This window comes from Waddliaceae bacterium (assembly GCA_018694295.1).
Taxonomy (GTDB): Bacteria; Chlamydiota; Chlamydiia; order Chlamydiales; family JABHNK01; genus JABHNK01.
The window spans coordinates 28,362-44,226 of sequence record JABHNK010000021.1 but is presented as its reverse complement, the minus strand read 5'-3'; the positions used below and the strand labels follow the sequence as shown (position 1 = coordinate 44,226).

Below are 15,865 nucleotides of genomic sequence, written 5' to 3'. Positions count from 1 at the left end.
GTTTGTTTTTTATCCTTTGTCGATCATAAATATCGCATCTACGTCGATGATGCCAAGGTTCTGAAGCATTACTATTGCTATAGCAATAGGCACTGCCCATCTGACAAGGACGAGCCACACGTGAAATAGCTTCCCTATCTTTGGAGAGCCGTCTTGGAACTCTTCTTTAAGCATCTTCTTATCGACTATCCATCCTGCGAACAATGCTATAAGCATACCGCTGATAGGGATCAGCCACTGGTCGGTAAGCATCTCGATAGTATTAAAAAAGTTCATCCCAAAGAACCCTTCCCAGTCGAAAAGCATCGTCGGTGACCCCGACAGTGCCGAAGGTATCCCGAAGATGAATATCGCCGAACAGCAGAATATCGTCGCTTTATGGCGAGGCATATTTGTTAGCTCCATAAGGTTGGCTACAAGAACCTCCATAAGAGATATCGTCGAAGTCACCGTAGCAAAAACAAAGAGAACGAAGAACAGAGTAGAGATAATAATTGTTCCGGGGAGTTTAGAAAAAAGCAACGGCAAAGCTTTGAAAATCATGCCCATCCCCGCCTCGGGTTCTATGCCAAAGGTAAAGATTATTGGAAAGATCATCATAGCTGATAACATAGCAACGCCTGTTGTTATTCCTCCTACGAGAAAAGCTGTCTTTGTTATGCAGTCGCCACGGCGCATATAGCTGCCGTATGTTACTAATATACCGAACCCTACGCTTATAGTGAAAAACGAAAGCCCTAAAGCCTTTACTACGCTAGAAGGTTTCATCGAAGACATATTGAAAGAGAATATAAAATCAAAAGCCTGTGAGAAGCCTGGAAGTGTTGTGCTGTACAAGAAAAGCCCTATCAGCAAGATAAAAAGTGCAGGCATAAGAATCTTTGACCAGTGTTCTATACCTTTCTTTATACCGGCATATACTATGACACCGGTTAGAGAGGCAAAAGCCGCAGACCAGAAAATGTTAAGGAAAGGAGAGGCATACATACTATCAAATGTGCCACTTATCTGGTCAGGAGTGAGACCTTTTGTGAACTGTACGAGAGACAAAACGGTATAGTGCAACGTCCATCCTGCAATGACATTATAATATGAAAAGACCAAAAATGTGGTGGCCACTGCAAGCCAGCCAACGTATTTCCAGGAAGGCTTTTTCTTGGCTAAAGCAGCGAAAGCAGCTATAGGGCCACGAGAAGTGTTGCGTCCTATGATAAGCTCAGCGATGAAGATAGGTATCGCAATAGAAAAGGTGAAAATGAGGTATAGCATGACGAAAAGACCGCCACCGTTCATGCCCGTAACATACGGAACTTTAAACATACTTCCAAGGCCTACAGCAGAGCCTGCTGTTGCCAAGATAAAGCCTAATTTTGAACCCCACTTTTCTCTCTTTGCCATGGTGTTTTACTGTAACCTTCTTTTTTCTGTCTGAAATAATAATTTATAGGAATTATTGATACCACGTTATGGCATTTAACGTCAAGACATTCGACCCTTTCTTAAGGCAAACAAAAGATGCACATCGCGGTTTGTCATGTCCATCCCCCTTGACAAACTATTATTTTAGTGGTATCATTAACATATATTGAGGGTTATGTATTATGACAAGTAATAATAAAATTGGGTCGGGCCAACCAGGCAACTTTCGTCGTCCTCTTGGTCCTATCAAGAAGCGTAAAGATAAAAGCGTTGTCCGCCGCTCTTCGGAAGCCGGGTTAACGGCTTTGTCTTCCTCATCCCAAAAAAGCCCTTCTATTACCAAGATGACAAAAAAGGCATTACCAACTATCAAGGGTAGTCCTCGAAGCGCGCAGTCTTCAGAAGCGTCGAGTCCTGAAGATGGAAAAGCGAAAGTACTTTCCAGTATTGTTTTATCGAATAAAGAGTCACAAAAAATAGCGTTAGCACAGGCTTATGACAAAATGGATGCGTCGCTACAAAACCTCGAAGAGACCGACAAAAAGTTAGCTTCTTTTAATTTTTTAAAGATATCGCCATCCGTTACTGCTTTGGAAGGAAGCCTATCATCGTTATCATCCGAGGAGCTTGACGATCTCGACCGTGTTCTCGATGGCTCGTTGAAGGACATTGATTTGTTTAACCAGTTCTTAGCAGAAGCTAACAGGCATCAAGATGAAATATCGCAACTAAAAGCGGCGTTAACGAGGGCTCCTTCACCGACGAGTTCCGGTGATGACCTGGAGAAATTTTCCAAAGTTCAACAAAAAAACATTGCTTTAGAAAGAAGTATTCAAAGCAGAAAAGAATCTGTAAGAAAAGAAAAAGAGAAATGGGAGCCATTTCATGAAGGTTTTAGCGAAGAAAAAAAACAGTATGTGAAAGATCGCGGTGTTTCCCAGGTTACTATTGACAAAGCCGTTAAGGTCGCCTCAGAAATGTTTCTGGGCAGACGCACGGAGCCGATGCGCATTTTGGACTCTTCCGGTAGAGACGCCATTATACTGCCTGGAGAGGGATGCTCTCTTCCTAAGATATATTTTAAGATTAAAAAGCTCGGCCAAGGGGGCTACGGCAAAGTTTACATGGTTGTAAACGCGTCAAAACGAACCTTTTCTGCCTTCAAAGAGGCTATGACGACAGGACCGCATGCAAGACGCTCTATCGAAAGTCTTTTCAACGAAGCGCGTGTTCTCAGGGATATTGGAGAGTTTCCTGGAATACAGAGGCCTCCTCATAGAGTTGTAGTGATAAAGTCAGACGGATCGGCAAAAACCGGTGTCGTAGGACTTATGAGCACTTCTCATGAATGCACTGTGTTGGAAAAACCTCCCAAAACATACGAAGAAAAAAAACACACCTCATGTCGTCTTCTCTCAGCGCTTAGACATATTCATAGCAGCAAACGCCCTGACGGCATTACCAAACCTGCTTATAGACACGGCGACATCAAACCTGACAATATCTTTGTACCGTATAGAAAAAAATACGACCCTATTTTGGGGGACTTTGGTGACGCACACAGTTTCGACAAGCTTGAGAAAAAGTTTATTGCTGCTCAAGAAAGCATTAAAGGTTATAAAGGTTCACCCCCACCCTCTATTGTAAAAAAATTAGCTTTAGGTTTATGGGGCACACACACAGATGCTTTTTGCTCTTTTTACAATGATTCTAGCGGCGACAAAACCTTTCGCGATGTTGAAGCTATTCAAGAAGCCCTTAAAGATGGTAATTTCGAGGAGTATAAAGCCATTGAAAAAGCTCGTGACGTCTATGCTTTGGGGATGAGTTTTATCTTATCTTTTGCTTTTAAAGGAGGGTTTCGCACTCTTATCGAAAAAAGGATTCTTGAAAGAGTAATAACAAATATAAACAGCAGCAAAGTCCTTCCTGATTATATAAAAGAACTTTTGGAAAAGAGAGGCTTTAGCAGGCCTCAAAGAGAAGTTCTTGAACGGATGGTTTCCAGCAGCTGGAATAAGCGCCCTCTTGTCAAATATGCGCAGAAAGCCTTCAAACAATAGGAGTTGTGTTATATGAAAATAGATAAATCTCAACAACCTCAAGATGATAGCAAGGGCGTTCATGACGCCCCTCCTTCGCAACATGATCCTGATAAAAGTTCTACTTTTGATGGGCGTGTCTACACTTCGGAAGAAGAAGCTGCAGTAACGAAAATACAGGCTGGTATCCGTGGCAAGTTTGGCAGGATAGAAGCTAGGGAAGCACGATTCGATAAGACTTTCACTAAAGAACGCAAGGATGGGGCTGCCTATAGTACCGGCATAAATCTTGATGAGATTAACAAAATTGTAGGCATTGCCCGCGAAACGCTAAGACGATGGATTCTGCCTTCTCAACAAAATATAAACTCCTTGAAAGAAGAGGCTATATTCTCTCACGATGCGGAGAACGGTAAAACCGAGATAACGATTAATGTCGAGCCTATTGCAGAGGGAAGTTTTGGCAGTGTATACAGTGTTTTTAACATTGTCGCTGATAAACCTGCCGCTTTTAAAATAGCTTTTAACGAAGATGTTGCACTAGAAGATATCGACCATGAAATCGCTACGCTTACCGAACTCCGAGGCACTCCTGGTCTGACAAGGTGTCATAGCGTTGTAAGGATAGATAGCCGTAACAGCCAGGGCACGACGAAAACATCACCTTCAGCATCACCAACACCCACTACCGGCTATCTTAGTCCGCTTTGTTCCGGTAACCTGGAGGATATAGTCCCTGAATATATCGATCAGCAGATCTCTTGTATCCATTCTCTCCTTACCACACTTAATGCATTACATGACAAAGGCTTCCGACATGGCGATGTAAAACCAAAAAACATTTTAATGAAAGATCCAGAGCTTACGGGAAACGGCACATACGAAGCTATTTTAGGGGATTTTGGTGGTGCTCGAAAATTTGAAACTCTTGAAGCAATCTTTAACGAGGGCGTTAAAGAAATAAAAGAAGCTAAGAAACAATATAAAAAAATCACTGTCAAATCTTATGCTGATACTTTATTTGGGACAAAGACTCGTGATTTTTGTGCGCATTCTAAATATAATCGTGATTTACTCCTAGACCTTGATGAGATAAAAGAAGCTCTCGAAGCTGGCGACTTCGAAAGATATAAAGACATAGAAAAAGCTCGCGACGTCTATGCTATGGGTCTTAGCTTTCTTTTCACCTTCGCCATCGAAGATGACTATGACTATATGACTGACGACGAGATAGACGACGTTACTTTCCATATAGCAAGAACCGAAACCATCCCCGACTATATGCGTGATAAGCTGGAAGAGGACGGTTTCAACGACGGCCAAATAGACTTTATCGAAGGTATGGTTCATCCTAGATGGCATAGGCGTCCTGCCGTCAAAAGTGTTATTGAAGTTTTCGAATAAAATTATGGAGTTATCATATGCCCGGCGATGGAAATATTAAAGGTGTAGGCGGTCCTCAAGTAGATCGCGGTCATACTCGTCATGACGATAAGGAAGGTGCTGACGCTGTGGGTCGCGCCTATAAAAGAAAAGCACCAGATTCTTCTTCAGCTCCTGCTAAGAAGGCATTAGAAGGTGCAGGATCATCTTCTACAGAGATCAAATCAATATCCGACCGGCATGTGGATCCGCTGCATGACCAAGAAAACGTTGGCGCTAACAGGGGCGCTGGCATAAAAGATCAGGAACTCGAACAATTAGAAAAAAGGCTGTTCAATACGATTGATAGTCGAACGGCGGCAGCGAAATCTATTGTTAAGACTTACGAGTTATTACGTATATCAAAGAAAGAACCAATATTTGTTTCCGACGCTAAGACTACTGTATTGGAAGGCGACCTTTCAAATAAATCTATTGAAGGGCTTTCTACGATTAACGATCGTCTTAAAGCTTCCTCGGAGGATCTTAAGGAATACGGAAGGATCCTTTCAAAAATATATGAATATGACGCCGAGATAGAAGTTCTTATGAAGAAATTAAAGCCTTATGATTACAAAGCTCCTAAGATTCCTGGGGAACCAGCCAAAAAAATAAAATCGCTTTATAACCGATACAAAAAAAGAATCTCAGACAGAAAAGTTTATGTTAGTGATATGCTGGAAGCTGCCGCTGCGACAAAAATTCAATCGGCATTCCGCGGCAAGCGCGAGCGTATGCGCGGCATCACAGAAGCGCGGAAAAAGCGGTTCGACGCTATTTTCACCGAAAAGGAAAAAGATTCTGCTGTAAAGCATGGCGGGATATCGCGTGATGTCGTCGATAAGATCGTCGAAAAGGCATCGCTTTGCTGGCGGCAAGGGCAGGTGCTAGTAAGAGTACAAGACGAAGCAACGAAACAAATCTCTGCTGCCATCGTTTCTCCGGGGGTTAACGACATCTCACCGAAGATAACCGTTCCTGGCGAACAAATAGGAGAGGGTTCTTTTGGTACGGTATCAAAAGTGTTCCAATTGTCTACGGGAACGTTTGCTGCGTTTAAGCAGGTTATCATATATACAGAGGAGTATGCAGAGGAGAATATAAGAGATATCCTAACAGAAGCAGCTCGTCTTAAAGAGCTCGGTGGTCATGATGGAATACAATCCGCTCCTTATGAAGTTGTAGATATCACATCTAAAGATAGGAGCCCCGTTGCAGGACATATCAGCAAGCTATATTCCGGCACTGCAGATGATATCACACCACAGACGCCAAAGCAGCTGAAACGTTGTTCTAGAGAGCTTTTATCAGGCCTTGTTTATCTACACGAGTCTGGTTATGTGCATTGTGACATCAAGACCGGCAATATTTTCATGGAAGCTCCGGAGCTCGCAGGGGAAGGCATATACAAAGCCGTTCTGGGAGACTTCGGCGGAGCTTCCAGCTTCAAGCACTTGGAACAAGTTTTCTTCGAAAATAAAAAAGATAAAAAGACAGTAAAGTGTCTACCTCGTATTTTATGGGAAACATTTACAACGGAATTCTGCGCTCAAGCTAAAGCTATAAAACCAACAAAAGATAAATCAGTTGCTGATCAGGTTTTTGAACTTAACGAATTATTTGATGACGTTGGCGATTCATCGTTAGCTACCGAGACGTTCGCTGACGTCGCCGCTGCCACTAAAGCTTATAATGACGGTGATTTTGAAAAATATAAAGAAATAATGAAAGCTAACGACGTTTATGCTTTAGGGTTGAGCATAATCCTTGCATTCGCTTTAAAAAAAGATCATGAGGGCCTCTCCGAAGAAACACTCCTTAAAATACAAGATATAAACAGCAGAGACCGTCTTCCTAGATACATAAGAAAAGCTTTGAAGAAGAAAGGCTTTAGCAAAGAACAAATAAATACTCTTGAGGAAATGGTTTGCTGCGATTGTTACAATCGTCCTACTGCCAAAAAGGCTTTAGAAGCCTTCTCACGATAAAAATTTAGTTATGGGTATTATATTATGAATATTGATAAAGGTAAAATTCAGTGGAAGGGCACTTTTGGTGCTCCTCGGCGACCTGCTCCTGAGGCGCAAAAAGGCTCTGACAGTGTTCGCACCTATAAACAATCCAAAGAATCTGCTCTAAAACCTGCACGAAAAATATTAGAAAAAGCCGAATCAGCTTCTACATCGGGAAAGCCCCTCTCCGGCGGGCGTGTGGATCCGTTGCACGGCCAAGAAAACATTGACGCCAATAGACGCTTTGGGACGACAAAACCGTCGCCTGAAGTGTCAAAAGCTAAGATGGAAGCTGCGATAAATAGTCGAACAAAGGCAGCAAGCTCTCTCAAAGAGCCACACGAATTGTTGCGATTATTAAAGAAAAGGCCAATATTCGAATCCGACTCTGAGACTACTGTATTGACAGGAGATCTTTCAAATAAATCTATTGAAGAGCTATCTAAGATTAACGATTATCTTGACTTCTCCTCAGACAATTATCTTACCGAATTCGGAAATATCCTCACAGAAATAGAAAAATACGACACCGAAATAGCGGGTCTTCGGAAGAGCTTAAAGCCCTCTTCCTCCAAAGAACCTAAGATTCCGGGACTTCCTACCCATAAATTGAGATCGATTTATGACAAGTATAAAAGCAAAATCGCCGACAGAAAAGCTGATGTTCATAAAATGCTGAAAGCTTCTGCTGCGACAAAAATTCAGGCGGCATTCCGTGGCAAGCGCGAGAGGATGCTGCTTTCACCGAAAAGGAAAAAGATGCTGCCGTAAAGCATGGCATCTCCCGTGATGTCGTCGATAAAATCGTCGAAAAGGCGTCGCTTTGTTGGAGACAAGGGCAGGTGCGGGTAAGCGTACAAGACGAAGCAACGAAACAAATCTCTACTGCTATCGTCTCTCCGGGGGATGAAACCACCACTATGGAGATAACATTCGATGGTGCACCTATCGGAAAAGGTTCTTCCGGCAAGGTTTCTATGGTGTTTCAGTTGTTAAGAGGAAAATTCGCAGCTTTTAAACTCGCTATCATAAATCAAAAGGACGTGGCTTATGCGAATGCAGCTATTAGAGATGTCATCAAAGAAGCAAAACTTCTTAAAATTTTTGATGGTTCTGAAGGTCTACAAGCCGCTCCCCATGATGTTGTCGACATCACATCAGAGTGGAGAGACCCTGTTGTTGGGCATATTAGCCCATTATATTCGGGTCCTATTAATAGCGTGGTACCTGAAACGCGAAAACAAAGAATGTTTTGCGCCAAACAACTTTTTTCTGGCCTTAAGAAATTACACGGCAAGTTCGGTTATATACATTGTGACATCAAACCAGATAATATTTTCATGAAATCCCCAGAGCTTACAGGAGACGGCACATATAAAGCCGTTTTAGCCGATTTCGGTGGAGCTCGTAGTTTTGTTGACCTTAAAAAAATCTTCGATGCTGAAAAAAGTCAAAAACAAACAGTAAAGCTCATACCTGGTGGTTTATGGGGAACATGGTCTCCGTCTTTTTGTTCTTTTACCGACATTGACGCCGTCACCAAAGCCTACAATGAAGGTAATTTTGAAAAATATAAAAAAATCATGAAAGCTCGTGATGTTTATGCTTTAGGGCTGGGCCTTGTTTTTACTTTTGCTTTTGAAGGAGGGTACGGTAAAGCATCTTACGATATAAGAGCCTCTTTATTAACACATATATCAAATAAAGGCACTCTTCCTGATGAAATCAAAATAGCTTTAAGAAAGAATGGTCTCGGTGAAAAACAAATATTTGCCCTTGAGAAGGCGATCTCTTCTGATTGGTCGCAGCGTCCTACTGCCAAAAAAAGCTCGTCGGGCTTTCTCTTTTAGATTATTCTAGACATCGAAGACATTTCTATGTACAATATTGGAAACGTTTTATTTATAAAGGGATAGATTTATGGCAGTGGTAGACACCAACAGTTTTCGTAGTGGCATGAAGCTTGAGATCGACAGGCAGCCGTATCTTATCGTCAATACTGAGTTCGTCAAACCTGGCAAGGGGCAGTCGTTTTGCCGTGTTAAGCTTAAGAACCTCATCAGTGGCCGTGTTATCGAGAGGACATACAAATCCAACGACAAGGCCGAGGTTGCCGACATCAACGAGACGTCTATGAGGATGTTATACCGCGATGGTGAAGGTGTTGTTTTTATGGACGACAATACTTACGACCAGACAACAATACCTCTAGAGAACGTCGGAGACACAGAGCGATGGCTCAAAGAAGACATTGTCTATGGCATAGTCTTTTATAAAGGCGACGCCATCAACGTTATACCTCCTACTTTTATGGAGCTCAAGATCGATCGTTCCGACCCTGGAGCTCGTGGTGACACGGCATCGGGCCGCGTCCTCAAGCCTGCGACGCTGGAGACCGGCGCCGAGGTGCAAGTTCCTATTTTCATCGATGAGGGTGAAGTTATCAAGGTCGACACGCGCACGGGAGAATATGTCTCTCGAGCGTAAATAAGTGACCAGTGACCAGTGACCAGTGACCAGTGATAACTGATCATTTAATATCCGCTATAACTATACTCTAATAAAAAGATGGAAAAATGCGACCCAACAATTTTGAGAGACAGAGCGGCGATGTTATCGAAGGCGCGCGGATTTTTTTCTGAGCGTGGCGTCGTTGAGGTCGACTGTCCTGTGTTATCGTCGTCTGCTAGTATCGATGCTCATATCGATCTTTTTACTACGCGGTTCTGTGACGGAGCAATACGATATATGCATTCGTCGCCGGAATATGGGATGAAGCGTCTTCTTGCTATGGGGATGCCAGACATCTATCAGATGTCGCATGTATTCCGCGACGGCGAGCTTGGCAAGCGTCACAATCCCGAGTTTATGTTGGCGGAATGGTATCGTCTTGGTTTTTCTTTTGAGGCTATGATACAAGAGACCGTTGATTTCGTCGCTCTTTTCGTTGACAGCCATCCTGTTGAAGTCATAACATACCGCGAAGTCATTAAAAAACATGCCGGCATCGACTATGTGTCTTCTTCTGACGAAGAGCTTATGTGCTGTCTTAACAAGCGCGGCATCGAGATCTACGAAGGTCTTGGTGACGAAGGTCGTGATGCTATTTTAAATATGATAGTAGCGGCTATTGTTGAGCCAAATCTTGATAAAGATGTCGTTACCGTCGTGAAATACTATCCTGCCTCGCAGGCAGCTCTTGCGCAGAAAAAAACTGTTGGCGATGAGGCTGTCGCCGAGAGGTTCGAAGTATATTTCGGTGGTTATGAGCTTGCCAACGGATACCATGAGCTCGGCGACGCCGAAGAACAGAGCCGACGTTTCCAAGACGCCAATGAAGAGCGTATGCGTATGGGAAAAGATTCCCTTCCTCTCGATGAGAGCTTTTTGGAAGCTCTCGATGCTGGACTCCCTGATTGCTGTGGCGTCGCTGTCGGCATCGACAGGCTTATGATGATACGTCATGGTGCCGACAAGATCGCTGATGTTCTTCCTTTCTCGTGGTAAAACCCATTATTGCGTTTAAAGATATATATTGTTTAATATATAGAGTATATTTTTTATTACTCAACGAGGCAAAGAAATTATGATACACAAAAAGCGCGACCTAAAAAACTACGACCCTCTTCAGGTAAAGATTGCTCGCGATACTTTGGAACGCTATTCCAACTCCCCTCCTGACGACTTCTGTTCATATTTATTTATTACGAACTTCCCGAAATATTTAGAATATTTCGCCGATGCGCGTGGGCTTACCATCGTCCAGGGTCCAGGCTTTAATGTTGCTCATTCCCCTGAAGACGACATCAGCATCATTGACTTCCGCATAGGATCTCCTACGGCGGCGTTGCTTGTCGACTGCTGTGCTTTCTTACCAATAAAGGCCATCCTACATCTTGGCATGTGCGGCGGCTTACGTCGTAGTTATTCTGTAGGAGACTATTTCGTCCCTGTCGCCAGCATCCGTGGCGAGGGCACTTCGGACTTTTATTTCCCTTCGGAGGTTCCTGCCATGGCGAATTTCCAGGTACAGAAAGCTGTAACCAACGCTTTGGAGAAGAACAACACCCCCTATCACATTGGGATATGCCATACTACCAACAAGCGTTTTTGGGAGTTCGATGAAGACTTCATTGCGCGCCTCAAGGCATCGCGAGCGCAGTCGATAGAGATGGAGTCTGCGACGTTATTTTGTGCTAGCTACAAATACAAGATCCCCATGGGAGCGTTATATATCATCTCCGACCTTCCTCTCGAGAAAGGCGGGATCAAGACGAAGAAGAGCGCAAAGTTTGTTTTGGACGAATACACTGCCGACCATGTCGACAAAGGCGTCGAAGTTGTAAACATCATGAAAGACATGCTCAATAAACAATTATCATTGAACATTGAACATTGAACATTGAGTATTGAGTAGTTATCGTTGTATTCTAGAGGTTCTGATAATGCTAAATAATATTTTTCCAAGTTCATCAGCATCTGCAAAAATATTTTTATAGTCTTCTGTTTCCAAATATTTCGTATCTAAACACTCTTTATATGCTATCGAAATCTTAGCTGAAAAATCAGCTTTAGAAATCCCACCATTTGCCTCCGATACATTTGCACCTATTGACGTACCAGCACGCAAAAGTTGTTTGGTTAAAACAAATTCTTTTTTATTTTCTCGTATCCATTTAACACAATTTATAATTCTGATAGCAAAAGCATATGCTTTTTCATAAGTAATGTTTTCATTTTCAATTACCATTCTTCCCCCGTCCTATTAACTGATAAATGCTCAATGATCATTGATCAATGAAAAGGCATTCCCATACCGCCTAGTGAATCTAGCGATGGCATATTATCTGATATTTTTGAGGAGGCGTCATCTAAAGCAGCTTTTATTAGATCTTCGAGGCCTTCTACATCTTCGGGGTCGACGCATTCAGGTTTTATTGTGATATTGGTTAGTTGATGTTCTCCGTTCACAGTAACGACGACGAGGCCGTTTCCTGCCTGTCCTGTCACTTCGGTATTTTTCATATCTTCTTGCATCTTTGCGATGGTATCTTGAAACATCTTAGCTTGTTTTTTCTTCTTAGAGAATCCTGTTCCCATAATGCCCTTCCTATTTTATTGTGAAGTTGTTTTTTTCTTCGTCGCCGTTCCGTCGAGTTCTACTGCGGAGAACATCGTCATGGTATCGCGAACGCTTTGTGTATTTCGTTGTTGTGGTGTTTCTTTTGCTGCTACGATGACGTCGTTTTCGATATCGGCGAGTTTTGCTACTAGGGCTTCTATTGGTATCATTTTATGGCTACGAATTATCTTCATGAGGGCGATCTCTAGTGCCACCTGCATCGAAGGCATCGTCTTGATATTTCCGTAGAAGTCGGCGAGGTCCTCTAGGATGTTAATACACTGTTCTTTGTTGTATATTGCTGCGGACTCGCGGTAACTCATACGGTCGTTTTCGCTTAATGTTTCGTTTGTATCATTGTTTCCTGCGACAATCGTTAGTAGTATCGTGCGGTAGTGTTTTATTAGCTCTTCGAAGAAATAAGGGATATCTTTGCCGTGGGAGAATACGTCATTGGCGATGGTGAATGCCGCGGTAATATCACCTGCTGCTCCTGATTTATCGAGGTCGAAGAATACATCGCGCGGCATAAGTCCAAGGAGGTCTGCGACGATATCGCTGGTGATCTTACCTTCGGCGTAGGAGATCAGCTGGTCTAGCGTCGAGAGAGCATCGCGAAGGCCTCCATCGGCGAGGGTAGCTATCGTTGTTAGAGCTTCGTCTTCGACGTCGACGCCGAGGTCGGCGGCGATATTTTTCAGCGTCTCCATGATATCTGTAGTGGAGATTCTGTTGAGGTTATACCTCTGGCATCGGCTCATTATTGTTGGCAGAACTTTGTGTGGTTCTGTCGTGGCGAAGAAGAAAGCGACGTTTGCTGGTGGCTCTTCTAGGGTTTTAAGGAGAGCGTTGAATGCCTCCTTTGTCAGCATATGCACCTCGTCGATGATATATATCATATAGTTTCCTGCTCGCGCAGAATATCTTACGGTGTCGTTGACTTTTCTTATGTCTTCGATACCGCGGTTCGACGCCCCATCGATTTCTATTACCTCTAGTGAAGTGCCTGCTGCTATCTCTTTACATGATGGGCATTTGCTGCATGGCTCGTTGTCGTCGCTACGGTCGTGGCAGTTCAGCGTCTTTGCGAGGATACGCGCCAGCGTTGTTTTCCCTGTGCCTCGCGATCCACTAAAAAGGTATGCGTGTGCGATACGTCCTGAAGCGACGGCATTTTTCAGCGTAGTAACGATAGAGTCTTGTCCTACGACATCGGAAAAACGTTGTGGCCGGTATTTTCTTGCAAGGACTTGGTAGCTAGACATGTTGTTGTATATCCTTGTGTTAATTAAGGAATAATATTACTCTTGGAAATTATTTTATACCAGAGTAAACTTATCATTTATTGTTAACAAATGTGAGTTCGAATATTTCTTATGGGTAATAATAACGAATTTAAAAAGCGTTTCTCTCGAGGTGCTAGTGGTCTGAAGTTCCCTAGAGAGCAGGGCTTCTTCGATAAAAGCTTCATTCTTCGTGTCGTTGTTTTGCTTTTGTTCTCCGTAGGGCTTTTCGCTGTATTACATTTCAGGGAGATACACGTCGACACTCTCGAGCTCAACAAATCTGCTGACAGGTATATCGTCGCACAGACAAATTTTTCTTTTCATGACGCCAAAGCCACTGAGAGTCGTCGTGAAGAGGCGCTCCTTGATATCGGCAAGATATACCGTTTTAATAAGAAAGAAGTACACCAACGTCGTGTCGACTTTGAGAGATATCTCGTATACAATAAAAGCTGGCGTAAGCAGTCAGAGCGCAGCACTTTTGAGGAGATGTACTCTGGCATCGACGATGTTGAGAAGATGCTTCTTTCCATACGTCTTACTGACCCACGGACGATACAGAAGATCAAGCAGTTTGGCATGACAAACAGGGACTATCTGGTATACATCACTTCTGATGTTACCAAGGCGATAAACGTTCCTAAGCGCATATGGGAACATATTGAGAAGATCGCCCTTACCAAGAACATATACCAGCCTGGCACTATAGATTTCATTATAACATATTTTAAGGGCAAGGGTTGGGATCTCGTCGAAGACGGCGAAACCCTTGGCATCCTTCGTAACAAAGCTACCGATAGCATTCCTAAGCAATACACTCGTGTTAATGCTGGCGACAGGATCATAGGTTATGGTGATAAAGTTACTGAGCAACATATCGCCATGATCCATGCTATGAAGAAAACCCTCGCCGAGGGTCAGAATATCTGGCACTATACAACAATCGTCGGAAGTGCTGTTATGACGGCGCTTTTCATCATCTTGGGTATCATGTACCTTAATAAGCGTTTTCCCGACATCTTACGGTCCAACAGAAAGATTCTTCTTCTATGTAGCATCATCGCCATAGCGTTTATTTTCTCTAAACTTGCCGAGCATATCATCATAAATTCCAGCATAAACCTTTTCGAGGTGATACGGTATCCGTTATTCGTCCCATTTGCTGCGATGCTTCTGTGTACGTTGATGAACATGGAGATAGCCTTAGTTGTCAGCGTTTTCCTTGCAGTAGTGCTATCTATGACCCTTGCTCTCAACAAGGAATTCATGATAATAAACCTTGTCGCCGCTGTTATTGCTATATTAGGGAGTACATCATTCCGCAGCAGGAAGAAAATCTTCGCGGTATGTGCAAAAGCGTGGATTGGGTGTATTGTCTTTATCGTAGCTCTTGGCTTCTATAGGGGGAACATTATAAGCCGTACTGTATCCGTCGACATTTTTACTACTATGCTTTTCATGATATTCACTGCTGTCCTCGTCATCGGGATCTTACCTCTTATAGAGTTCGCCTTTCCTATCATGACCGATGCTATCCTTATGGAATACCTCGACCCCAACAACGAGATCCTTACGCGTCTTGCTATGGAAGCTCCTGGAACGTACCAACATTCTATCGTCGTCGGCAACCTCGCCGAGCGTGCTGCACAGTCTATCGGCGCCAACGGTCTTTTTTGCAAGGTTGTGTCTTTGTACCACGACGTCGGCAAGCTAAGGAACCCTCAATATTTCACCGAGAACGAGCCGCGCGGGACTAGCATGCACCAGCTTCTTACTCCTACGGAGTCGGCGCAGGTCATCACGGAACATATCAGCGAAGGTGTTGCTTTGGCGCGGAAGTTCGGACTTCCCGAGCAGTTCGTCGACGTCATAAAAGAGCACCATGGCACTATGAACGTAAGATATTTCTACAACAACCAGAAGGAGCTTATGGACGGCGACGCGTCACGCGTCAACGAGAAAGACTTCAAATACACAGGTCCTACAGCCCACAGCAAAGAGTCTGCGATAATTATGATAGCCGACGCTTTCGAGGCGGCATCACGCTCTCTCGAGGCTGTAAACAAGGCGTCCTTAAAAAAGCTTATAAACAATCTTGTCAAGGAGCGTCTTGAGTCGGGACAGTTCGACGAATGCATGCTTACTTTCGAAGAGCTCGGCACCGTAAAGGAGTCTCTAGTATCGTCGATGTTGATGTCGACACATTCACGGATAAAATATTCCGGCAACGAAGATGAAGAGGATGATGTATGAGTAACAAAACGCTAGAAAAAAACATTGCCACGAAGAAATCCCCTGAAGCTCTTCTTAAAGAGTTGAAAGAGCGTGCCGAGAAGATACAAGAAAAGCTTTCTCGCGACGACGCCGAGAAGGTAAAGGCTTGGGTCGATGTTCTCAAAGATATGACCGCCGGTAATGATGCTACTGTCGCCGACGCCAAAGAAAAGATTGAGAATGGCTTCTACCTTACTGATGATGCAACGCGTAAGACGGCACAAAAAATCCTAGAAGATTTTCATGTCTGAGAGATGAAATTCTTCAAGGATTTTCATTGAGCATTGG

General features: G+C 43.5%; 14 protein-coding genes. 10 read left to right on the top strand and 4 right to left on the bottom strand.

What is annotated here, in order from left to right:
• Positions 1 to 9 precede the first annotated feature (9 nt).
• Complete coding sequence (locus HN980_02295) at positions 10 to 1,398, bottom strand: sodium-dependent transporter (protein ID MBT6928310.1); 1,389 nt, start codon at positions 1,396 to 1,398, stop codon at positions 10 to 12.
• Between the two features lie 203 nt (positions 1,399 to 1,601).
• Here HN980_02295 and HN980_02290 point away from each other — a divergent pair, with 203 nt between their 5' ends.
• From HN980_02290 to HN980_02255, 8 genes are all read left to right on the top strand, one after another.
• The gene (locus HN980_02290; GenBank protein MBT6928309.1) at positions 1,602 to 3,482 is read left to right on the top strand and encodes a protein kinase family protein; all 1,881 of its coding nucleotides are present in this window, start codon (positions 1,602 to 1,604) and stop codon (positions 3,480 to 3,482) included.
• A 12-nt stretch (positions 3,483 to 3,494) separates the two neighbouring features.
• Positions 3,495 to 4,865 carry a protein kinase family protein gene (locus HN980_02285; protein MBT6928308.1) on the top strand — a complete coding sequence of 457 codons (1,371 nt, stop codon included), beginning with the start codon at positions 3,495 to 3,497 and terminating at the stop codon, positions 4,863 to 4,865.
• 17 nt (positions 4,866 to 4,882) lie between these two features.
• Complete coding sequence (locus HN980_02280) at positions 4,883 to 6,871, top strand: hypothetical protein (protein MBT6928307.1); 1,989 nt, start codon at positions 4,883 to 4,885, stop codon at positions 6,869 to 6,871.
• 24 nt (positions 6,872 to 6,895) lie between these two features.
• Positions 6,896 to 7,666 carry a hypothetical protein gene (locus HN980_02275; GenBank protein MBT6928306.1) on the top strand — a complete coding sequence of 257 codons (771 nt, stop codon included), beginning with the start codon at positions 6,896 to 6,898 and terminating at the stop codon, positions 7,664 to 7,666.
• A gap of 149 nt (positions 7,667 to 7,815) precedes the next feature.
• On the top strand, positions 7,816 to 8,745 hold the full coding sequence (locus HN980_02270) for a hypothetical protein (GenBank protein ID MBT6928305.1): 930 nt from the start codon (positions 7,816 to 7,818) through the stop codon (positions 8,743 to 8,745).
• Positions 8,746 to 8,815: 70 nt separating this feature from the next.
• On the top strand, positions 8,816 to 9,382 hold the full coding sequence (efp, locus tag HN980_02265; protein ID MBT6928304.1) for an elongation factor P: 567 nt from the start codon (positions 8,816 to 8,818) through the stop codon (positions 9,380 to 9,382).
• A gap of 81 nt (positions 9,383 to 9,463) precedes the next feature.
• Positions 9,464 to 10,402 (top strand): EF-P lysine aminoacylase GenX, encoded by a 939-nt coding sequence (gene genX, locus HN980_02260; GenBank protein MBT6928303.1) that lies wholly within the window; start codon positions 9,464 to 9,466, stop codon positions 10,400 to 10,402.
• 79 nt (positions 10,403 to 10,481) lie between these two features.
• Complete coding sequence (locus tag HN980_02255) at positions 10,482 to 11,294, top strand: AMP nucleosidase (protein ID MBT6928302.1); 813 nt, start codon at positions 10,482 to 10,484, stop codon at positions 11,292 to 11,294.
• Positions 11,295 to 11,312: 18 nt separating this feature from the next.
• On the opposite strand, the gene HN980_02250 is transcribed toward HN980_02255, so the two are convergent.
• From HN980_02250 to dnaX, 3 genes are read right to left on the bottom strand one after another with little or no spacing between them, the layout of a single operon-like run.
• Positions 11,313 to 11,639: a four helix bundle protein gene (locus HN980_02250; GenBank protein MBT6928301.1), complete on the bottom strand. Its 327-nt coding sequence runs from the start codon at positions 11,637 to 11,639 to the stop codon at positions 11,313 to 11,315.
• Between the two features lie 50 nt (positions 11,640 to 11,689).
• A complete protein-coding gene (locus tag HN980_02245) occupies positions 11,690 to 11,995 on the bottom strand; it encodes a YbaB/EbfC family nucleoid-associated protein (protein MBT6928300.1) in 306 nt (101 codons plus the stop codon).
• Between the two features lie 15 nt (positions 11,996 to 12,010).
• The gene (gene dnaX / locus HN980_02240; GenBank protein MBT6928299.1) at positions 12,011 to 13,282 is read right to left on the bottom strand and encodes a DNA polymerase III subunit gamma/tau; all 1,272 of its coding nucleotides are present in this window, start codon (positions 13,280 to 13,282) and stop codon (positions 12,011 to 12,013) included.
• Between the two features lie 111 nt (positions 13,283 to 13,393).
• On the opposite strand from dnaX, the gene HN980_02235 reads away from it, so the two are divergent.
• Both HN980_02235 and HN980_02230 read left to right on the top strand, forming a co-directional pair.
• Complete coding sequence (locus tag HN980_02235; protein ID MBT6928298.1) at positions 13,394 to 15,556, top strand: HDIG domain-containing protein; 2,163 nt, start codon at positions 13,394 to 13,396, stop codon at positions 15,554 to 15,556.
• Positions 15,553 to 15,828: a hypothetical protein gene (locus HN980_02230; GenBank protein MBT6928297.1), complete on the top strand. Its 276-nt coding sequence runs from the start codon at positions 15,553 to 15,555 to the stop codon at positions 15,826 to 15,828. The genes HN980_02235 and HN980_02230 overlap by 4 nt, the downstream gene beginning before the upstream one ends.
• Positions 15,829 to 15,865 lie beyond the last annotated feature (37 nt).